This window comes from Corallococcus exercitus (genome assembly GCF_042231735.1).
In the GTDB taxonomy this organism is placed as follows: Bacteria; Myxococcota; Myxococcia; order Myxococcales; family Myxococcaceae; genus Corallococcus; species Corallococcus exercitus_B.
This window is the reverse complement of the sequence record NZ_CP102577.1, coordinates 4,119,505-4,141,415: the sequence shown is the minus strand read 5'-3', so window position 1 is coordinate 4,141,415 and position 21,911 is coordinate 4,119,505. Positions and strand designations below refer to the sequence as shown.

At 71.9% G+C, this 21,911-nt stretch carries 11 protein-coding genes; 5 read left to right on the top strand and 6 right to left on the bottom strand.

All coding sequences use genetic code 11. The features are described 5' to 3' along the window. Positions 1-45 precede the first annotated feature (45 nt). Positions 46-897: a hypothetical protein gene (locus NR792_RS15920; RefSeq protein WP_375760880.1), complete on the top strand. Its 852-nt coding sequence runs from the start codon at positions 46-48 to the stop codon at positions 895-897. 96 nt (positions 898-993) lie between these two features. Next, positions 994-1,587 (top strand): hypothetical protein, encoded by a 594-nt coding sequence (locus NR792_RS15915; RefSeq protein ID WP_375760879.1) that lies wholly within the window; start codon positions 994-996, stop codon positions 1,585-1,587. An 11-nt stretch (positions 1,588-1,598) separates the two neighbouring features. Here NR792_RS15915 and NR792_RS15910 read toward each other — a convergent pair whose 3' ends face one another. Continuing rightward, a complete protein-coding gene (locus tag NR792_RS15910; RefSeq protein WP_375760878.1) occupies positions 1,599-2,078 on the bottom strand; it encodes a DUF6321 domain-containing protein in 480 nt (159 codons plus the stop codon). A gap of 93 nt (positions 2,079-2,171) precedes the next feature. Further along, on the bottom strand, positions 2,172-3,485 hold the full coding sequence (locus NR792_RS15905; protein ID WP_375760877.1) for a S41 family peptidase: 1,314 nt from the start codon (positions 3,483-3,485) through the stop codon (positions 2,172-2,174). 205 nt (positions 3,486-3,690) lie between these two features. On the opposite strand from NR792_RS15905, the gene NR792_RS15900 reads away from it, so the two are divergent. From NR792_RS15900 to NR792_RS15890, 3 genes are all read left to right on the top strand, one after another. Further along, a complete protein-coding gene (locus NR792_RS15900) occupies positions 3,691-5,757 on the top strand; it encodes a carbon starvation CstA family protein (protein ID WP_375760876.1) in 2,067 nt (688 codons plus the stop codon). A gap of 5 nt (positions 5,758-5,762) precedes the next feature. After that, on the top strand, positions 5,763-5,954 hold the full coding sequence (locus tag NR792_RS15895) for a YbdD/YjiX family protein (RefSeq protein ID WP_375761631.1): 192 nt from the start codon (positions 5,763-5,765) through the stop codon (positions 5,952-5,954). A gap of 86 nt (positions 5,955-6,040) precedes the next feature. Next, the gene (locus NR792_RS15890) at positions 6,041-7,459 is read left to right on the top strand and encodes an RICIN domain-containing protein (RefSeq protein ID WP_375760875.1); all 1,419 of its coding nucleotides are present in this window, start codon (positions 6,041-6,043) and stop codon (positions 7,457-7,459) included. 39 nt (positions 7,460-7,498) lie between these two features. Here the strand turns inward: NR792_RS15890 and NR792_RS15885 are convergent, their stop codons facing one another. The 4 genes from NR792_RS15885 to NR792_RS15870 form a co-directional block, all read right to left on the bottom strand. Further along, a complete protein-coding gene (locus NR792_RS15885) occupies positions 7,499-17,809 on the bottom strand; it encodes an amino acid adenylation domain-containing protein (protein WP_375760874.1) in 10,311 nt (3,436 codons plus the stop codon). Between the two features lie 12 nt (positions 17,810-17,821). After that, positions 17,822-19,060 (bottom strand): MFS transporter, encoded by a 1,239-nt coding sequence (locus NR792_RS15880; protein ID WP_375760873.1) that lies wholly within the window; start codon positions 19,058-19,060, stop codon positions 17,822-17,824. Positions 19,061-19,154: 94 nt separating this feature from the next. Next, positions 19,155-20,231, bottom strand: a complete 1,077-nt coding sequence (locus tag NR792_RS15875) for an ATP-binding protein (RefSeq protein ID WP_375760872.1) — start codon at positions 20,229-20,231, stop codon at positions 19,155-19,157. Continuing rightward, a complete protein-coding gene (locus NR792_RS15870; protein ID WP_375760871.1) occupies positions 20,228-21,697 on the bottom strand; it encodes an RAD55 family ATPase in 1,470 nt (489 codons plus the stop codon). Before NR792_RS15870 ends, NR792_RS15875 begins: the two co-directional genes overlap by 4 nt. Positions 21,698-21,911: the final 214 nt, after the last annotated feature.

Sequence of the window (21,911 nt, the reverse complement as noted above, 5' to 3'; positions counted from 1 at the left end):
CGATAATCCAGGCAAAGCAGCACTTGTTTTCTGGGGAGAGAAGCCATGGGGGTTGACGGAATTGGCCGCGGCGGCGCACGCCCGGTGGTGAGCACGGATGCTTCGCAGAACGCACGGCCGGTGGTGAGCCCCCGTCCGCAGACGAACGCGAACCCGGTCGGTGATTTCTTCAAGGACTCCTTCGACAAGGCCAAGAGCACCGGCGGCGTCATTGGCGGCATCATCGGTGGCGTGCTGGGCGGCCCGGTGGGCGGCATCATCGGCGGCCAGGTGGGCGGCGCCATCAGCGACGCCATCCAGGCCTCCAAGGACGCGGCGAAGCTGCAGGAGACGAAGGACGTCCTGCGCAACTCGCCCACGGGCGCGGCCGCCGTGCAGTACATGGAGGACCACAACATCCCGGTGGAGTTCGCCGACGGTGGTGGCTCCTACTGGGACGGCAACAAGATCGTCATCGACCGCAGCCAGGATCCGCAGGAAGCGGCCCTGACGCTGGTGCATGAGATCAACCACGCGAAGGCGACCATCGACGGTCCCCGCGCGGATGTGCAGAACCAGACGCGCGACGACTACGTGAACACGCTCCTCCACGAGGAGACGCGCGGCACGGTGGACAGCATCAAGGCGAAGAACGAGCTGGTCGCCGCCGGCGAGAACGTCACCGCCACCTTCCCGCTGGAGGCCGAGTACAACGCCGCCTCCCAGCAGGCCATCGACGCGGCGAAGGCGAAGGATCCGTCGCTCACCGAAGCGCAACTGCGTGAAATCGGCGACAAGGCGGGATACGATGCGGTCCTCAACGGCTTCAGGACGGGCGCGGTGGTGACCAGCACCAACGGTCAGAACTATCCCGACTACTACGGCCAGGGCTGGGACGCGGCGCACCCGTCACGCTAAATGCATCGTGTCCTCGTCGCAGCCTTGTGGGTGATGGCCACCACGCACTGTGACACGGCCCGGCCCGCGAAGGCCGGGACCCAGGAGGAACCGAAGGTGAATGCGGACGCCGAGACGTTGCAGCGCATCGAGCGGGTGGACCCGGTGCACGCCGGGACCATCCAGCAGAACCTGACGGCGACGGCCTTCACGCGCCAGCCGCTGGGCTTCTACCAGCGCTTCCAGCTGGTGACGGTGGACGTGCGGCTGCCGCACCGGGCGCTGCGCTTCAAGTACGCGGATGACGGCAAGGTCGCGGTCAACCTCACGCCGGCCACCGCGGAGGCCATCTACAAGGTCAACCAGGACGAGGCGCTGAGCCTGGAGGCCGCGGAGGTTCCGGCCTACCTGCGCTTCTTCGTGGAGAACACCGAGGGCGGCAAGCGCCGGCTGGTGGAGCGCGCGGAGGACGTGCAGTGGCTGCCCGCCACGAACACGGACGCGGCGCTCGGCGCGCGCAAGGCGGAGGCCGTCGCGAAGCTGCACCCCGTGAAGGTCTCCGACGGCGCGGAGGGCTTCCAGGCCTCCGCGCTGGTGCTCGTGGGCAACCAGTTGCTCGCGTGTGACTTCACCGTGCGCAAGGGCGGCAAGGTGCAGCTCGTGAAGCAGCAGGTGGCGGCGGAGTCGCTGCCCGTGCCCGCCGTCCGCTGAGGCCGCGCCGCTCAGGCCTTCTTCGTGCGCTTGCGCGTCGCGGTCTTCCTCGCGGCGGTGGGCGCACGCTTCTTCGCCGTCGTCGCACGGCGGGCCGCCACGGCGGTCCGCGTCTTCTTCGCACCGGAGCGCTTGGCGGCGGGCTTCGCGCGCTCCTGCGTCGCGTGGTAGCGCTCCAGCAGCTTCGCGCCCTTGGCGGCCAGCCGCTTCGCTCCGGCGGTGTCCCTGGGCACGGGCTCGCCCCAGGCGCGGGCGGACAGGGCCAGGCGCGTGGGTTCGCCCTGGTCGTCCACCATGGGCCCGCGCGGGTGGGTGAAGTGGCGGCGCAGGAAGCTGCCCTTGCGGCGCAGCTTCTCCGGCGTGTCCGCCTTGCCCTTCACGCCAGGCTTGAGGTTCGCGCCCTCCTTCTCGTGGAACCACTTCCGGCCCGCCTCCGTGAGGCCACCCTTCGGATCCTTCAGGCGCTTCCGGCTCGGGGAACGGGTCGGCATCGGGCGTGCTCCTCTCGGACGGCGGTGGACGCTTGCGCAAGAGAGGTAGGTCTTCCCGGTCGTGCTGGCATGCGGTGACAGGCCGCCTGCTTCCTACGGCGTGGGCTTCGCCTCCGGGGGCACCAGTGAATCCGCCAGCGCACGGAGGGCGCGCGCATGGGCGTGCCACGGGTCCTTGCCGTCGCCGAAGACGTCCAGCGGACGCTGGGGCGGCAGTCCCCGCGCCTCGAAGTCCTGGCCCGTCATGTCGGTGTAGTGCTCGTTCGACAGGTGGACCGTCCACCCGTTGGGCAGCGGCTTGACGAGCATGTCGGAGAACGCGCCCCGCGTGGCCGTGCCCACCTGGACGACGTTCGGCAGCGCGCGCAGGGCCAGCACCAGGACCTCGCCCGCGCTGACGGTGACGTCGCTCGTCACCACGTACACCGGCCCGTGGAAGGACGGACGCGGCGTGGGCTGGAGGGTGAACACCTGGGGCGGGACGTCCTTCGCGCCCGTCGCCCACTTGGAATACGCGCGCCGGGGTTGCGCCGTGAAGCGCTCCGCGATGGCGCGGGCGACGGCGTCGTACCCGCCCCGGTTGTTGCTCACGTCCAGGATGAGCGCGTCCGCGCCCGCGAAGGCCGTCAGCGCCTCATCCAGCACCGGCTCCAGCGCCGCCAGCTCCTGGGCCAGCGTGGGCGTCTGGCCCTCCGCTCCGGCGACGAAGCCGCCCATCGTCAGCAGGTTGAGATAGGCGACGCGAGGCGCGGCGAAGCCCCAGAGGACGCGCTGGTTCGCGACATGGCGTCCCTCGCCGCGCAGCACCGTCTGGAGGATGCCGTCGCGGTACGAGCGCATCCACTCCCGCTGCACGTCCCGGGCGGGGCGAGCCAGGGCCACGGCCGCCTGCTCCAGCATCGCGAACGTGCCCGTGGGGCGGGCTTCGTACGTCAAGGTCTCCGAGGACGCGTCGTCCGCGAGCAGCTCCACGTGCGCATCGTTCAGTGAACGGAGCGCGTCCGCGAAGAGGGTGAACAGCGCGCGGCCGTCCATGTCCTGCGTCACCCGGGAGCGCTGCGCATCCAGGCGGGCCAGCCAGGCCGGGTCACGCTGGGGGAAGGAGGCGTAGTGCTCCGCGAAGGTCGCCCGGAACACGTCGAACAGCTCCAGCGCGCTCCAGGCGCGGTGCGTGTCGCAGCCGGCGGGCAGGGCGGCCAGCCGGTCGAAGCGGTAGCGCGTCTCTCCCGGCGCGGCGAGGAAGTCCCGGACGTCCGCGGAGGGCCCCGGCTCCTGGACCCCGAACATCTCCTGGAGCTCCACCGACGACGACGGATCCGGATAACACCCCGCCGTCGTCTCGTGGTGCAGGCGCATCCCCTCCGGCGTCACCGTGAGCAGCCATCCGTAGCCGCGCGAGCGCCACACGCCCTGCGCGTCCGGGGCATCGCGCTTGGCCGTGGCTCGTGGCGTGGCACACGCGGCCAGCAGGCCCGCGAGGACGAGGGAAATGACCCTGCGTCGACTTCCTCCACCACCGGACACCCCGCCGCGAGAGGGACGGGAGGACGCGGGGCGTACGCTATAAACCTCACGCGGGGTGGGGGTGGCCTGCCCGCTGACGGGAGACATCATGGGTGGAGTCGCTCGGAAGTTGGGTTGGGTGGCGTTGGCCCTGGCGGGGGCCTTCAGCCTGGGCGTGGTGGCGCTGCACCGGGGCGAGTCCATCAGTGCCATCTGGCTCGTGGTCGCCTCGGTCGCGGTGTTCATGCTGGGATATCGCTTCTACGGCCGTTTCATTGCCGAAAAAGCGCTCCAGGTGGATCCCTCGCGCGCCACCCCCGCCGAGCGCCGCAACGACGGCCTGGACTACGTGCCCACGGACCGGTGGGTCGTGTTCGGGCACCACTTCGCGGCCATCGCGGGCGCCGGCCCGCTAGTGGGCCCGGTGCTGGCGGCGCAGATGGGCTACCTGCCCGGCACGCTCTGGATTCTCGTGGGCGTGGTGGTGGCCGGCGCGGTGCAGGACTTCGTGACGCTGTTCCTGTCCGTGCGCCGCGACGGCAAGTCGCTGGGCGACATGGTGCGCATGGAACTGGGGCCCGCGGCCGGCGTGACGGCGATGGTGGGCGTGCTGATGATCATGATGATCATCCTCGCGGTGCTGGCGCTGGTGGTGGTGAAGGCGCTGGCGCACAGCCCGTGGGGCACCTTCACCGTGGCGATGACCATTCCCATCGCGGTGCTGATGGGCCTGTACCTGCGCTACGTGCGGCCCGGCAAGGTGCTGGAGGTGTCCATCGTCGGCTTCGTGCTCCTGATGCTCAGCATCTGGCTGGGCGGCCAGGTGTCCGAGTCCGGCGCCTGGGCCCCCTGGTTCACCTTCGACAGCCGCACGCTGGCGTGGCTGCTCATCGGCTACGGGTTCTGCGCGGCGGTGCTGCCGGTGTGGCTGCTGCTCGCGCCGCGCGACTACCTGTCCACCTTCCTGAAGATTGGCACCGTGCTGCTGCTGGCGGTGGGCATCGTGCTGGCGGCGCCGCACATGAAGATGCCGGCCGTGACGCGGTTCGTGGACGGCTCCGGGCCGGTGTTCTCCGGCAGCCTGTTCCCGTTCCTCTTCATCACCATCGCGTGCGGCGCGGTGTCCGGGTGGCACTCGCTCATCGCGTCCGGCACCACGCCGAAGATGCTCGCCACGGAAGGGGACGCGAAGCTGGTGGGCTACGGCGCCATGCTGATGGAGGCCTTCGTGGCCATCATGGCGCTCATCGCCGCGTCGGTGCTGGAGCCGGGCGTCTACTTCGCGATGAACTCGCCCGCGGCGCTCATCGGCACCAGCGCGACGCAGGCGGCGACGACGCTCAGCCAGTGGGGCTTCGTCATCACCCCGGAGGTGCTGGAGCAGACGGCGCGCGACATCGGTGAGACGACCATCCTGTCGCGCGCGGGCGGCGCGCCCACCCTGGCGGTGGGCATGGCGCAGATCCTCCACGGCCTGGTGTCCGGGCAGGGGATGATGGCCTTCTGGTACCACTACGCCATCCTCTTCGAGGCCCTCTTCATCCTCACCACCGTGGACGCCGGGACGCGGGTGGGGCGCTTCATGATCCAGGAACTGGCGGGCCTGGTGTACGCGCCGCTCAAGCGCACGGAGTCCTGGGGCGCGAACCTGCTGGCCACCGCGCTGTGCGTGGCCGCCTGGGGCTACTTCCTCTACCAGGGCGTGGTGGATCCGCTGGGCGGCATCAACACGCTGTGGCCGCTGTTCGGCATCGCCAACCAGATGCTCGCTGCGGTGGCGCTGACGCTGGGCTGCGTGGCGCTGGTGAAGATGAAGCGCGAGCGCTACGTCTGGGTCCCCGGCATCCCCGCCGCGTGGCTGGTGCTGTGCACCCTCACCGCCGGCTTCCAGAAGGTGTTTGGCGGCGACGTGCGCGTGAGCTTCGTGGCCCACGCGCGGGCCTTCTCCCAGGCGGTGGCCGAAGGCCGCGTCATCGCCCCCGCGAAGTCCGTGGAGGAGATGGAGGCCATCATCCGCAACGACTACCTGGATGCCGCCCTCACCGTGTTCTTCATGGCCGTCGTCATCGCGACGGTGCTCTTCGGCCTGCGCGCCGCGCTCCGGGCCCGGCGCGCGGCGGTGCCCACCTCGCACGAGACGCCCTACGTGGCCGCCGCCCTCCCGGTGAAGCCGTGAGGCTCCTGCACGCGCTCCAGCACGGCTGGCGCCAGGCCGTGCGCACCGCGCGGCTGATGATTGGCGTGCCGGACTACGACACCTACGTCGCCCACATGCGCCGTCACCACCCGGACCGCGCGGTGATGACCTACGCGGAGTTTTTCAACGACCGCCTCCAGGCCCGCTACCGCGCCGGAGGCGGCCGCTGCTGCTGAGCCGATGAGTCGTTGAGTCTTCCGGACAAAGCTGCTTAGTGGGTTTTACGGGTCAGTCCCGTTCAACCTCTTCGCAGGAGTCTGCCGTGTCTCGTACCTCGACGCCGTTCCGGACGTGGGCGCTGGGCGCCGTGTTTCTCGCATCGTTGGGAGGCTGCTCGGGCCTCGTGGACGCTCCGGCGTCCGGAGAGCCCATGGGGGAGGTGGAGTCGGCCGCGCTGTCGACGCGCGTGGTGGGCTACCTGCCGACGTGGGCGGGGGACGTGAACACGGTGCAGTACTCGAAGCTGTCGCACATCAACTACGCGTTCGCGCTGCCCACGGCGTCCGGTGGGCTCACGGGGGTGAGCAGCGGGGACGCGCGGCTGCGCTCGCTGGTGACGCTGGCGCATGCGCAGGGCGTGAAGGTGCTCATCGCCGTGGGCGGCTGGAACGACGGCAACGACAGCGGCTTTGAACAGATGGCCGCGAACGCGAGCGCGCGCACGGCCTTCGTGAACAACGTGGTGAACTTCGTCAACGCGGCCGGGCTGGACGGCGTGGACATCGATTGGGAGTACCCGGACCCGGGCACGTCGGGGAACAACTACGCGCTCCTGATGAACCAGCTGGGCACCGCGATGCACAGTCGGGGCAAGCTGCTCACGGCGGCGGTGGTGGCCAACGGATACACGGGCGGCGGCGTGCCGGCGTCGGTGTTCAACGACGTCGATTTCCTCAACATCATGGCGTACGACGGCGGGCAGCCGCATTCGACGTATGACCTGGCGGTCCAGTCGCTGAACTACTGGAAGGGGCGCGGGCTGCCGGCGTCCAAGGCGGTGCTGGGCGTGCCGTTCTACGGGCGCTCGCCGTCGAGCTACGTGGGCTACTCGGAGCTCGTCGCTCGCGACCCGCAGGCGCCCTACAAGGACAACGTGGGGGACGTCTATTACAACGGCATCGCGACCATCCAGGCGAAGACGCAGCTGGGGAAGCAGAACGGCGGCGTGATGATCTGGGAGCTGTCCCAGGACACGTCCGGGAGCACGTCGCTGCTCAACGCCATCTACTCCGTGGCGCAGGGCACGGGCGGCACGGGGGCGTACCGGCTGGTGAACAAGGCCTCCGGGCGCTGCGTGGACATCAACGGCCCCAGCACGGCGGACGGCGCCATCATCCACCAGTGGGCCTGCCACACGGGCGCGAGCCAGCAGTGGTCCATGGAGGCGACGGACAGCGGCTACTACCGCTTCGTGTCGCGCCACAGCGGCAAGGCGCTGGACGTGAAGGACGTGAGCACCGCGGACGGCGCGGGGCTCCAGCAGTGGTCCTACGGCGGCGGCGGCAACCAGCAGTTCAAGCCGGTGGCCCTGGGCAACGGCTACCACCGGCTGGAGGCCCGCCATAGCGGCAAGGTGCTGGACGTGACGGGCTGCCAGCAGGGCAGCGGTGACGGCACGCTGCTCCAGCAGTGGACCTGGTCCAACAACGACTGCCAGCAGTTCCGGCTGGAAGCGCTGTAGTCCGCGTGGGGCAGCGGGGCCGGTGCGCTGCCGGCCCCGTCACTCCGGCAGCGCCTTCGTGATGGCGTCGCGCAGCTTCGCGGCCAGCACCTTCAAGTGGGGGGGCTTGAGGAAGGAGTAGTGGTCGCCGGGCACGGTGTGCACGTCCAGCCCGCCGGGCGCGTAGGCGGCCCAGCCGTGGTCCCAGCGCGAGCCCTCCGCTTCGAACAGCGTGAAGGGCCCGCTGGCCGGGGGCGGTTCGTAGACCCAGGCCGCGTTCAGGTGGACCTCGAACGCGTGGCGCAGCTTGCGCAGTGACTGCTCCGCGGCGAACAGGGGCTGGCTGGCTGCTTCCAGCGCTTCCATCCACCGGGTCGGGGAGAGGCCGTCGTTCGGTGGCAGCGGTTGGCCCATGGCGCGCAGCAGGTCTTCCAGGAACAGCGCGCTCAGCCGCGCCTTCGCGTTCACGTCGTCCGGGTTGCCAAAGTGCAGGCTCGCGGACGAGTCGAGCAGCGCGAGCAGCGCCACCGTCTCGCCCTCGCGCCGCAGCTGGTGGGCCATCTCCCACGCGACGCTGCCCCCCATGGACCAGCCGCCCAGCAGGTAGGGGCCGTGGGGTTGGACCTCCCGCACCGCGCGCACGTACAGGGCCGCCATCTCCGGCACGGAGTCGCAAGGCGGCTCCGCTCCGTCCAGGCCACGGGCCTGGAGCCCGTAGAAGGGCTGGTGGCGTCCCAGCGCCCGGGCCAGCTCCGCGTAGGGCACGACGTTGCCTCCCACCGCGTGGACGCAGAAGAAGGGACGCACTCCCTCCTGGCCCTCCTGGAGCGTGACCCGCGGCGTCCAGGACGTGGCGTCGCGGAGCAGGCCCGCGAGGTGCTCCACGGTGGGGTTCTGGAAGAGCGCCGACACCGGCAGCGTCCGGCCCAGCCGGGCGCGGAGGGCCGACTGCAGACGCAGCGTCAGCAGCGAGTGTCCGCCCAGCTCGAAGAAGTTGTCGCGCACGCCGATGGGGTGCACGCCCAACACCTCCTCCCAGATGCGCACGAGCTGTAGCTCCAGCGGCGTGCGTGGCCCCAGCAGGGGGGCCGTCGGCTCGCGTCCGCCCTCCGGCGTGGGCAGGGCCTTGCGGTTCACCTTGCCCGAGGGCGTCAGCGGCAGCTGCTCCATCGGCATCCAGCGCGAGGGCACCATGTATTCCGGCAGCCGTTGCTTGAGGAAGCCTCGCAGCGCGGTGACGTCCAGCGACTTCGGCTCCGTCCCCACCACCCAGGCCACCAGCCGCTTCTGGCCGCCTCCGTCGTCCCGGGCGTCGACGACGCAGTCGCGCACCGCCGGGTGCTGCGCGAGCGCCGCTTCAATCTCTCCCAGCTCGATGCGGAAGCCGCGCACCTTGAGCTGCGCGTCGCGCCGGCCCAGGTACTCCAGCGTGCCGTCCGGCAGGTGCCGGGCCCAGTCCCCCGTGCGGTACAGCCGGCCTCCCGGCGTCGCGCCGAGCGGATCCGGGATGAAGCGGTCGGCGGTGAGGTCGGGCTGGTTCAGATAGCCTCGCCCCACCTGGACGCCTCCCACGTACAGCTCTCCGGTGACGCCCCTGGGCACCGGCTGGAGGTTCGCGTCCAGCACGTACACGGGCACGTTGATCAACGGCCGGCCGATGGAGGGCAGCGCCGGCCACGCGTCCGGGTCTCCCTTCAGCGACAGCGACGTCACCGCATGGGCCTCGGAGGGGCCGTAGTGGTTGTGCAGCACCGCGCCCGTGCGCTTCATGAAGCGGCGAATCGCGGGCGTCATGCGCAGCTGCTCTCCCGCCACCATGATCTCCCGCACGCGGCGGGGATGGCGGCCCTCACGCTCGGCCGCCTCCGCCAGGTTCTGGAGCGCGACGAAGGGCATGAAGAACCGCTCGATGTCCGCGCCCTCCAGCAGGGCCAGCAGCTGGCTTGCGTCGCGGCGGGTCTCCTCGGTGAGGAGCACCAGCTCACCGCCCGCGGCCCAGGTGGCGAAGAGCTCCTGGAAGGACACGTCGAAGCTCAGCGCGGAGAACTGGAGCGTGCGGGCCCCGGGTGCCACCGAGTCCCCCAGCTGCCAGTGCAGCAGGTTCACCAGCGCCTCGCGGTGCATCGCGATGCCCTTGGGCGTCCCGGTGCTGCCGGAGGTGAAGATGACGTAGGTGAGCGCCTGCGCGTTGCCCTGGAGCTCGGGCCGCGCGTCGGACTCGCGGGCCAGCACTTCCGCCTGCGTGTCGAGCTCCAGCACCCGCGCCGCGTCGTTGCCCAGCACGTCGCGCAGCTCGCGCGTGGTGAGCAGCACCGCCGCGCCCGAGGCCTGGAGCATCGCGGCCAGCCGCTCCGGGGGATAGGCCGGGTCGAGCGGCACGTAGGCGCCGCCCGCCTTGAGCGTGCCCAGCACCGCCACGGGCAGCTCCAGCGAGCGCCGCAGGTGGATGCCCACGCGGACGTCCGCCCCCACGCCCAGCCTTCGCAGGTGGTGCGCCAGCTGGTTCGAGCGCCGCTCCAGCTCCCCGTAGGTGAGCGTCGAGTCTCCGAAGCGCACCGCGACGGCGTCGGGCGTGCGCGTGGCGGTGGACTCGAAGAACGCGTGGGGGGCGGGCACCGGCGGCCAGGCCACCGACTGATGCGCCCACGCCGCGAGCTGCCGCTGCTCGGCGTCCCCGAGCATGGGCAGGGTGCCCAGGGCCGCGTCCGGCGCCGCGAGCGCGCTCTCGAGCAGCCGCGTGTAGTGGTCCGCGAAGCGCGCCACCGTGGCCTCGTCGAAGAGGGCGGTGTTGTACTCCCAGAGGCTCGACCAGCCCTCCGGCGTCTCGCGCACGAAGAGGGTGAGGTCGAACTTCGCCATGCCCGGCTCGAAGGCCAGGGCGCTGACGGAGACGCCGGGCAGCTCCCAGGGCGCGCCGCCGTTCTGGAAGACGAACATGACCTGGAACAGGGGCGGGCGGCTCAGGTCCCGCGTGGGGACCAGCGCGTCCACCAGCTGCTCGAAGGGCATGTCCTGGTGGGCATAGGCGCCCAGGCAGGCCTCCCGCACGCGGCCCAGCAGCGCGCGGAAGCTCTGGGCGCCGGAGGCATCCACGCGCAGGGCCAGCGTGTTGGTGAAGAAGCCGATGAGGTTCTCCACCTGGAGCTGGCCGCGCCCCGCGATGGGCGTGCCGATGACGACGTCGTCCTGGCCGCTGTGCCGCGCGAGCAGGGCGTGGAAGCCCGCGAGCAGCAGCATGAACGGGGTGACGCCCGCGTCGCGCGCCAGGGACTGCACGGCGGTGGGGAAGGTGGCGGGCAGGGGGCGCGACAGCTGGAGGCCCTGGAAGGACTGCACGGGCGGGCGGGGCCGGTCGGTGGGCAGCTCCAGCGTCGGCGCGCCCTCCAGGTGGTGCTTCCACCACGCGCGCTGGGCTTCAAGGGTCTCACCCGCCATCACCTGGCGCTGCCACGCGGCGAAGTCCGCGTACTGCACGGGCAGCGGCGGCAGGGAGAGGGGTTGGTCCTGGTGCCGTGCCGTGTAGAGCGCCTTCAGCTCGCGCACCAGGATGTCGATGGACCAGAAGTCACACACGATGTGGTGCATGACCAGCAGCAGCGCGTGGTGCTCCGGCGCGGTGCGGATCAGCGTCGCGCGCACCAGCGGGCTGTGCTCCAGGTCGAAGGGCTTCTTCGCCTCCGCCTCCGCGCGCGAGCGCAGCAGCGCGTCCCCATCCAGGGCCTCGAGCGCGAGCGTGAACGGCCGGTGTCCCCGGACGTGCTGCACCGGAGTGCCCTCCTCGTCGCTGAACGTGGTCCTGAGGGCCTGGTGCCGCTGGACCAGCGCATCCAGCGAAGCCTCCAGTGCAGGGACGTCCAGCGGACCGTCGAGCCGGAGGAAGAAGGGCACGTTGTACGCGCTCCCCCGCGGATCCAGCCGCGCGAGGAACCACAGGCGCTGCTGCGCGAAGGACAGGGGCCTCGGCAGTCCACTCGGCCCCGGGACGATGGGCGGCACCGGCGCACCCGGGCCTCCCTTCTTCAGGGCCTCCAGCCGCTCCGCGAACCGGGCCACCGTCGGGGCCTCCAGGAGCAGGCGCAGGGGCACCTCCTGCTGGAGCACGTCCCGCAGCCGCGACACCACCCGCGTGGCGAGGAGCGAGTGTCCGCCCAGTTCGAAGAAGTGGTCGTGCGCGCCCACGCGGGGCACGCGCAGCAGCGGCGCCCACAGCTCCGCCACCAGGGACTCCCAGCCCTCGCGCGGCGCCACGTAGGTGCCCGGGCCCGTCTGCGTGTCCGGCGCGGGCAGGGCCTTGCGGTCCACCTTCCCCGACGGGGTCAGCGGCAGCCGCTCCAGCTTCACGAACGCGGAGGGCACCAGGTGCGCCGGCAGCCGCGCGGTGAGCCCGGCGCGCAGCTCGGCCGTGTCCACCCGTGGGCCGACGACGTAGGCCACCAGCCGCTTGTCGCCGGGGACGTCCTCGCGCACGACGACCCCCGCCTCCTCCACGCCCGGCGAGTCCTTGAGCGCGGCCTCGACCTCTCCCGGCTCGATGCGGAAGCCGCGCACCTTCACCTGCGAGTCCGTGCGCCCCAGGAAGTCGAGGACGCCGTCCGGCCGCCACCGGACCTTGTCCCCCGTGCGGTACAGCCGCGCGCCCGGCGTGGTGCTGAACGGATGCGGCACGAAGCGCTCCGCCGTCTGCGCGGGCTGATGCATGTAGCCCCACGCGAGGCCGTCACCGCCCAGGTACAGCTCGCCCGCCACGCCCACCGGCACCGGCGCGCCCAGGGCATCCAGCACGTAGGCCTGCGTGTTGGAGATGGGGCGGCCGATGGGAATGGGGCGTCCGTCATCCACCGTGCCCTCCAGCGAATGGGTGGTGGAGAAGGTGGTGTTCTCCGTGGGGCCGTAGGCGTTGACGGCGCCCCGGCCCGCCTCGCGCAGCTGCCGCGCGGCCAGCGGGGACATCGCCTCGCCGCCCGTCATCACCTGCCGCATGCGCGCGAGCGCCCGGGGCTGGAACATCGCCATCTGATTGAAGAGGGCCGTGGTGAGGAACAGCGTGGTGATGCCCTGGTGCTCCAGCACCTGCGCCAGCTCCTCCAGCGAGGGCTGGTGCGCGGGCATGACCACGAGCTTCGCGCCATGCAGGAGCGCGCCCCACAGCTCCTGCGTCGCCGCGTCGAAGGAGATGGGCGCCAGCTGGAGCAGCACTTCCTCCGGCCCGAAGCGCGCGTAGGTCGTGCCCTTCACCAGCCGCACCACGCCCCGGTGCGGGATGCACACGCCCTTGGGGCGCCCGGTGCTGCCGGACGTGTACATGACGTACGCCAGCGCCTCGGCCGGGAGGGTGACGCGCGGCGCTCGCGTGGACTCCCGCGCGAAGCTGGCCCACGAGGGCTCCAGCGTCACGACGCGCGCTTCCAACCCCGCGAGCTTCGCCTCCTGGCCCGGCTGGACCAGCAACACCGGCAGGCGTGTGTCGCGGGCCATGAAGAGGAGGCGCTCGGTGGGATACGCGGGATCCAACGGGACGTAGGCCCCTCCCGCCTTGAGGATGGCCAGCGTGGCCACGACCATCTCCAGCGAGCGGCCGGTGCACAGGCCCACCGGGGTGCCCACGTCCACGCCCAACGCGCGCAGGTGGTGCGCGAGCTGGTTCGCGCGGGCGTCGAGCTCTCCGTACGTGAGCTGACGGCCCTCGAACTCCACCGCGATGGCCTGGGGTGCCCGTGCGGCCTGCTCCTCGAAGAGGGCGGTCAGCGACGCGTCGCGCGGGTAGTCCGCGTGGGTGTCGTTCCAGGTGAACAGCAGCTGCTGGCGCTCCTCGTCGGTGAGCAGCGGGAGCCCGGCGACGGGTTGCTCCCATCGGGCGACGGCGGCCGCGAGCAGGCGCGTGTAGTGCTCCGCCATGCGCGCGACGGTCGCTTCCTCGAAGAGGGCGGTGTTGTACTCCCAGACGAAGCCCAGGCCCTCGGGGGACTGCTGGGCGAAGAGGGTGAGGTCGAACTTCGCCATCCCCGTCTCCACGTCCAGCGGCGCGACGGACACGTCTGGCAGGGGGCTCGCGGCGGGGCCTCCGGCGTTCTGGAGCACGAACATCACCTGGAACAGCGGCGAGCGGCTGGGGTCGCGCTCGGGCTGGAGCGCGCTCACCAGCCGTTCGAAGGGCAGGTCCTGGTGGGCGAAGGCCTCCAGCGTGAGGTCGCGCACGAGGCCCACGAGGTCGCGGAAGCTCGCGTTCCCGGGGGCGGTGATGCGCAGGGGCACCGTGTTGATGAAGAAGCCGACCAGCCCCTCCAGTTCCTGACGCTCGCGGCCCGCGAGGGGCGCGCCGATGACGACGTCGTCCTGGCCGCTGTAGCGGGCGAGCAGCGCGTGGAAGCCCGCCAGCAGCAGCATGAAGGGCGTGGCCCCTTCGCGCTGGGCCAGCGCCTCCAGGGCCCGCGACAGCGCGGGCGAGGCCTGCCGGGACAGGTGCGCGCCCTCGAAGGTCTGCACCGCCGGGCGCGGCCGGTCCGTGGGCAGGGCGAGCGACGCCGGCGCGTCCTGGAGCCGGGCCTTCCACCACCCGAGCCGGGCCTCCATCCCGGCTCCCACCGAGGCCTGCCGCTGCCAGCGCGCGAAGTCCGCGGGCTGGATGGACAGCGGGGGCAGCGCTGCTGGAGCGCCTCTCGTCGCCGCGCGGTAGAGCGCGGTCAGCTCGCGCTCCAAGACGCCCAGCGACCAGCCGTCGCAGACGATGTGGTGGAACGTGACGAGCAGGGCGTGCTCGCCGTCCCGCACGTGCACCAGCGTCGCACGCACGAGCGGCCCCCGCGCCAGGTCGAAGGGACGACGCGCTTCCGCCTCCGCGCGCCGCGTGAGCTCGGCCAGCGAGGACACGCGCTCGCGCTGGACCAGCACGTCCAGCGCCGGGGCGATGCGCTGCACCGGCTGCCCGTGGTGTTCCACGAAGGTGGTGCGCAGCGCTTCATGCCGCTGGACCAGTTGCTGGAGGCCGCGCTCCAGCGCGTCGGCATCCAGCGGCCCGCTCCAGCGCGTGAACCAGGGCAGGTTGTACGAGAACCCGTCCGGGTCCATCCGGGAGAGGAACCACAGGCGCTCCTGGGCGAAGGAGAGCGGGGGGACTTCGCCGCGCGGGCGGGGCACGAGCGGCAGGTCGTCCCCTCCGGCCTCCATCCGCAGCGAGGCCAGGTGCGCGGCCAGCTCCTCCACGGTGGGGTGTTCGAACAGCGCGCGCACGGGCAGCTCCACCTGGAGCCGGTCGCGCAGCCGCGCGGTCACCTGCGTCGCCAGCAGGGAGTGCCCGCCGCGCTCGAAGAAGTGGTCCTCCGCGCCCACGCGCGGCAGGCGCAGGAGCGCGGCGAAGACGCCCGCCACCTCCGTCTCCAGGGGCGTGCGCGGGGCCACGAAGGCCCGGGCCGCGTCCGCGTCGTCGTCCGGAGCGGGCAGGGCGCGCCGGTCCAGCTTGCCGCTGGGGGTGAGGGGAAACGCCTCCAGCAACACGAAGGCCGCGGGCACCATGTACTCCGGCAGCCGGTCGCGCAGCACCGCCTTGAGCCCGCCCGCGTCCACGTCCGCTCCGGGCTGCGTCACCACGTAGGCCACCAGGTGCTTGCCCCGCGCCGCGTCCTCCCGCGCGACCACCGCGACGTCCTTCACGCCCGGCAGCTTCGCCACCGCCGCCTCCACCTCCGGCAGCTCGATGCGATAGCCGCGGATCTTCACCTGCGCGTCGCGCCGCCCCAGGAACTCCAGCGTGCCGTCCGGCAGGTACCGCGCGAAGTCGCCCGTGCGGTACATCCGCGCGCCCGGATGCGGGCTCAGCGGATCCGGCACGAAGCGCTCCGCCGTGAGGTCCGGCCGGTGCTGGTAGCCGCGCGCCAGCCCCGCGCCGCCGATGTACAGCTCGCCCGCGACGCCCACGGGCACCGGCTCCCCGCGCGCGTCCAGCAGGTACGTGCGCGCGTTGGAGATGGTGCGGCCAATGGGCGGCAGGTCCGGCCACGCATCCGGGTTGCCCCTCAGCACGTGGGCCGTGGCCGCGTGCGTCTCCGTGGGGCCGTAGTGGTTGTCCAGCACGCACCCGTCCAGCGCGTGGAGCAGCCGCCGCAGCGCGGGCGTCATCCGGAGCTGCTCGCCCGCGGTGTTGATCTCCTTGAGCGACGTGGGCAGCAGGCCGTCCGAGTCCGCCACCTCCGCCAGGTGCTGCAAGGCGACGAACGGCAGGAAGATGCGCTCCACGCCCTGGTCGCGCATCAACGTGAGCAGCGCCCGGCCGTCGCGCCGCGTGTCCTCCGACACGAGCACCAGCTCCCCGCCCGCCGCGAACGTGGGCAGCATCTCCTGGAAGCACACGTCGAAGCTCAGCGCGGAGAACTGGAGCGTGCGCCCCCGGGACGCGGCGGAGCGGCGCACCTGCCACTGGATGAGGTTGAGCAGCGGGCGGTGCGGCATCGCCACGCCCTTGGGCACGCCCGTGGAGCCGGACGTGAAGATGACGTAGGCCAGCGTGTCCGGTCCGCCCACGGGCTCCGGCGCGGTGTCCGGCGTGGAGAGGTCATCCTCCAGGAACAGCCGCTCCGCGCCGCCCTCCGGCAGCCCCGACGCCAGCGAGCGCCGCGTGACGAGCACCTTCGCGCGCGACGTCTCCAGCATCAGCGCCAGCCGCTCCGGCGGATAGGCCGGATCCAACGGGCAGTAGGCCGCGCCTGACTTGAGGATGCCCAGCACGCCCACCGCCAGCTCCAGCGAGCGGTCCACGCACAGCCCCACCGCCGTGTCCGGCGCCACGCCCCACTGGCGCAGCGCATGGGCGACGCGGTTGGCGCGCCGGTCCAGCTCCGCGTACGTCAGGCGCTCGTCTCCGAAGCGCACCGCGATGGCGTCCGGAGTCCGGAGCACGCTGGCCTCGAAGAGGGCGTGCACGCCGGGGAGCACGGGCACGTCCGCGCCGGTGTCGTTCCAGTCCCTCACCGCGCGTTCCCGTTCGCGCGCGGTCAGCAGCGGGAGCGCGGACACCGGGGACTCGGGCTTCGCGACGGCGCCCTCCAGCAGGCGCGCGTAGTGCGCGGCCATGCGCGCCACCGTCGCCTCGTCGAAGAGGTCGGCGTTGTACTCCCAGCGCGCCTCCAGGCCGCTGGGGTCGTCGTAGAGGAACAGGGTGATGTCGAAGCGCGCGACGCCGGGCTCGAAGTCCAGCTCCGTCACGGTGAGGCCGGGCCACTTCAGCGCCGCCCACGGCGCGTTCACGTGCACGAACATCGCCTGGAACAGCGGCGAGCGGCTGGGGTCGCGCTGGGGCACGAGCAGGTCCACCAGCTGCTCGAAGGGCATGTCCGGGTGCGCGTACGCGCCCAGGCACACCTCGCGCACGCGGCCGAGCAGCGCTTGGAACGACGGGTCTCTGGACGTGTCCAGCCGCAGCGCCAGCGTGTTCGCGAAGAAGCCGATGAGCCGCTCCACCTCGCGCCGTCCGCGCCCCGCCACGGGCGTGCCCACCACCAGGTCCTCCTGGCCGCTGTAGCGGGACAGCAGCACCTGGAACGCCGCCAGCAGCGTCATGTACGGCGTGACGGCCGCCTTGCGGCTCAGCTCGCGGATGCCCGTGGCCAGGGCTGGAGGCATGGGCAGGCGGTACACCGCGCCCCGCGACGTCTGGCGCGGTGGACGCGGCCGGTCCGTGGGCAGCTCCAGCGCGGGCGGTGCTCCGGCGAGCCGCTCCTTCCACCACGCGCGCTCGGCCTCCAGGAAGTCGCCCGTGAGCGTCCGCCGCTGCCAGTGCGCGAAGTCCGCGTACTGCGCCGGGAGCTCCGGCAGCCGGGGTGGTTCGTTCCGCGTGGCGGCGGTGTAGAGCGCGCTCAGCTCATTCGCCATCCAGCCCAGCGACACCGCGTCGCAGACGATGTGGTGCGTGACGAAGAGCAGCGCGTGCGCCTCCGGCGACAGCCGCACCAGCGTGGCGCGCACCAGCGGCCCGCGCGCCAGGTCGAACGGCGTGCGTGCCTCCGCTTCCGCGTGCTCGCGCAGCGCCCGCTCCCGCGCGGCGTCGTCCAGCCCCCGCGCGGACAGGTCCTCCCGGCGCAGCGTCAGCGTCAGCGTGGGCGCGATGCGCTGCACCGGCTGGCCGTCCACGGAGGCGAACGTGGTGCGCAGCGCTTCGTGCCGGGCCACGACGCCCTGGAGGGCCTGCTCCAGCGCGCCCGCGTCCAGCGCTCCGGTGAGCCGCACGAAGAAGTAGACGTTGTAGGTGGCGCTCGTGCCCTCCATCTGCGCCAGGAACCACAGGCGCTGCTGCATGAAGGACAGCGGCAGCGCCTCCGTCCTGGGGACGAGGGGCAGCGGGGCGCGCTTCTTGCCCGGAGCAACCGGCGAGGAGGTCGTCATCGTATGACTCCGTCAGGTCTCGTAGGCCGCGAAGCCGCGCGAGCGCAGCGTGCGCAGCAGGACGGTGAAGAGGAGGAATCCGAACGCCGCGCCCCCCATGACGGGCCGCACGCCCAGCCGGTCCGCGAGCGCGCCCTGCGACCACACGCCCACCGTGAAGCCGACGAAGAGCAGCATGGAGTTGAGGCTGGCGATTCTCGCCTGCAGCTCCCCGGACACGCGCGCCTGGCACAGCGTGGCCAGCCCCGTGAGCGTCAGCATGTACAGCGCCCCCAACAGCAGCACCGCCGCCGTCGCCACCCCCAGCGACGGGGACCACCAGTACGCCGCCGCCACCGGGCCGATGAGCAGCAGGCTCACCTCCAACAGCCGTCCCCGCCCCAGCCGGTCCGCGAGCGTGCCCGCGCTCAGCGCCGCCAGGAGCGCGCCCGTGCCCTGCGCCGTCACCAGCATCGACGTGGCGCCCGCGTCCTGGCCGAACACGCGGATGGCCATGACCGGCGCCAGCGCCGTGAACGGGGCGATGCACACGGCGATGGCCAGCGTGCCGCCCATGGCCATGAGCAGCCCCTCGTCCGCCCGCGCCACCTGGAAGCCCCGCGCGATGCCCGCCCACACCCCCTCCGGCACGGCGGGCTTCGCGGCGGCCGGAGCCCCGCGCACGCCCAGCAGCGCCAGCATCACCGCGCCGAAGGAGAGCGTGTTGAGCAGCAGCACCCAGCCGATGTCCGCGTGCGCGATGAGCAGCGCCGCCAGCGCCGGACCGCAGATGCGCCCCAGGTTGGCCTGCGCCGAGTTGAGGCTGAGCGCGCTGTGCAGGTCCTCCTTCGGCACCGAGACGGCGATGAGCGCGGAGAACGCGGGCATGAACAGCGTGACGGCGCACCCGTTGAGGAACGAGATGACCGCCACCCACCGCACCGTGAGCCCGCCCGTGAAGGCCAGCGCCGCCAGCGTCCCCGCGAGCGCCATCTGCACCAGCGCCCCCAGCGCCACCGTGCGCCGCCGGTCGAACCGGTCCCCCAGCGCTCCACCCAGGGGCGACAGGAGGATGGACGGCAGCCACGTCAGCGCCGCCACGCCGCCCGTCCACTCCGCCCGGCCCGTCACCTTCGTCACGTACACGCCCAGCGCCAGCACCTCCATCCACGTGCCGATGTTGGACAGCGCCGCGCCGCCCCACAGGAAGGCGAAGTCGCGGTGCTTCAGCGCGCGCAACGAGGACAGGCGGGGCGGACGTGGCGTGGACACGCTCGCTTTCTAATTCACCGAGAGCGCCGGGTGTTCACGGACTTCTGTGCTGGTGGGGTTGGGCGGAATTGCGGCGGAATCGTGCAGTGCTGCTTCAGTTCCGCCGGGGCAGCCGGAGCGTGAAGGTGGAGCCCTCGCCCAGGGTGGAGCGGGCGGAGAGCGAGCCGCCGTGCAGCCTGGCGAGCGAGGCGGCGATGAAGAGGCCCAGGCCGTGGCCGCGCCCCCGGTCCTCGTCCGCGCGCTGGAAGCGGTCGAAGACGTGGGGCAGGGCGCTGGCGGGGATTCCCACGCCCCAGTCGCGCACGTGGATGAGGACGAGGCCCGGGTTGATGGTCACGCCCACCTCGATGCGGCGCGAGGTGCCGCTGTACTTCACCGCGTTGGACAGCAGGTTGTTGAGCACCTGGCGCAGGCGCTCCACGTCCAGCATCAGCGGCTCCAGCGGCTCCCCGTCGTGGAAGGTGAAGTCCATCTCCGGCTGGAGGTCGCGCCACTCCTGGACGAGCTCCTGGAGGAAGGGGGCCAGCGGCGTGGGCGCGAGCTTCAGCTCCAGCTTGCCGTCCGCCAGCCGGGAGGCGTCCAGGATGGACGTCACCAGCCCGTTCATCCGGTCCAACTGGCGCAGGACGGCCTCCGCGGAGCGGCGCTCGTCGTCGATGCCGCGCTTCTGGACCTTGCGCAGGAGCAGCTGCGTGTTGAGCCGCGCGGAGCTCAGCGGCGTCTTCAGCTCGTGCGCCACCCAGTTGAGCATCTCCTCGCGCGCCAGGCTCACGGAGCTGGCCGGCTCGCGCGCGGCCGGGGCGGCGTCCGTCCGGTGCGCCGTGCGGTACTGGAGCGCGCTGTTCACGGCCTGCTCGAAGGTGGCCAGGTCCACCGGCTTCGCGAGGAACGTCTGCGCCGCCTCGCGCCCCTGCGGCCGCGCCGCGCTCAGGAGCAGGAAGGGCACGTCCGTCAGGCCCGGCTCGGAGCGCATGGCGTGCAACAGCTGCATGCCCGTCCTGCGGGGCATCATGTGGTCGCTGACCACCAGGTCCGGCGTCTCCGTGCGCGCCAGCAGCAGCGCCTCCTCACCGTTGTGCGCGCGGATGACGCGGTGGCCCAGGTCCTCCACCACCTCGGAGAAGACCTCCAGGAGCGCCTCTTCATCCTCCGCGATGAGGACCAGGCTCATTCACCCAGCCCTCCCACGGTGGTCCCCAGGGGGCGGGCCTGCCCGGTCAGCAGTCCCGTGGCGGAGCGCATGGGCGCGAGCACCTTCACGCCGCTGTCCTTGATGAGGAACTCGCGCAAGTCGGTGGAGTACTCACTGTCCCGCATCTTGAGCACGGACAGGATGCGGTGCATCTGGCCGTGCAGCTCCACGTAGCGCAGCAGCAGCAGGTTCTCCCCCAGGATGGCGACCGGCGCGTCGTTGAAGTCCAGCTCCGTGCCGACGATCTTCGGCACCTCCCGGGTGAACAGCGAGGTGATGCCCCGGACGCGCAGCCGCATCGCGAGCGAGGCCATGAACATGCGCCGCCGCTCGGGGTCGACGATGGACAGCTCCAGGTCCGTGAGCCCGTCCAGCACCAGCCGCTTGACGCCGAGCGCGTCCACCTTGCGCAGGATGTCCTGCACCAGCACGTCCCCCTCGGCCTCCATGGGCGGCACGTAGTGGAAGGCCAGCAGCGACTCCTGCACCAGCGGGGCCACGTCCAGCCCCACTCGCCGGGCGCGCGCCGCGAGCATGGCGGGCGCGTCGAAGAAGGAGACGAAGAGCGCCTTCTCCCCATGCCGCGCGGCGTCCGCGGCGAAGTGCAGGGCGAGGATCGTCTTTCCAATGCCCATGCTCCCCGCGAGCATCGTGGTGCTGAGCTCCGGCAGGCCCCCGTGCATCAGCCCGTCCAGCTCCGGCAGCCCGAAGCCCTTGCGCTTGAGCGTGGGGGGTTCATCCCGGAAGTCCACCGGGATGGACTCCAGGCGCGGGATGAACTCCACGCCGTCCTCGTGGATGTTCATGGTGTGCTCGCCGGTCAGGTGGGGCCGGCCGCGCAGCTTCACCACCTCCACCCGGCGCACCCGGCGCGAGCCGTGGGTCTGCACGGACAGGGACACGATGCCGTCCACCGTGGTGGCCTCCGGCAGCGCCATCAGCCGCTCCAGTGGATACTCCGTGGTGAACAGGCCAATGCAGTTGATGGCGGCCAGGCCGATGCCCAGCTCGTAGAGGAACTCGCGCAGCCGCGCCTCGTCCAGCCAGAGGTCCCGGATGGAGCGCAGCCCGTCGATGAAGAGCATCGCCGCGCCGCGCTCACGCACCGTCTGCAGCAGCAGGTCCCGGGCCTCCTTGGGGCCCCGCTTGAGCGCGGAGTAGGCGCTGATGACGAAGAGCTTCTCGCCCAGCACCTCCGGCTTGAAGAAGGCGAAGCTGGACAGGGCCCCCATCAGCTTGTCGTGGGGCTCCGAGGTGACGGTGGCCACCACCACGGGGATGCCGCGCGCCGCGGCCTGGAAGGCCACCTGGCTGCACAGCACCGTCTTCCCGGAGCCGGGTGTGCCGGTGACGATGAAGGACTGGCGGGCGGGGATGCCGCCTCCCAGGATGACGTCGAAGCTGGGGATTCCACTCTGGAAGAGGGCGGGCTCGCTGCTTGGCATTCCAGGGTCCGTCTGACGGCGAGGGCCAAAGCGCCAGCCTCCGCCGTTCGGAGGCCAGCGCCGGGACAAGGTGCGCACGGGAGGCACGGCCTGCCCGAAGCGCCTCCGTTTTTTTCGCGGCATAACCGACGTCCCCCCGGGGGAGCCAGCGCTCCGTGCCTGGACGCCTGCTGCTCCGCCGACCGGTCAACACCCCCGGCCCCCTGGGACGCCC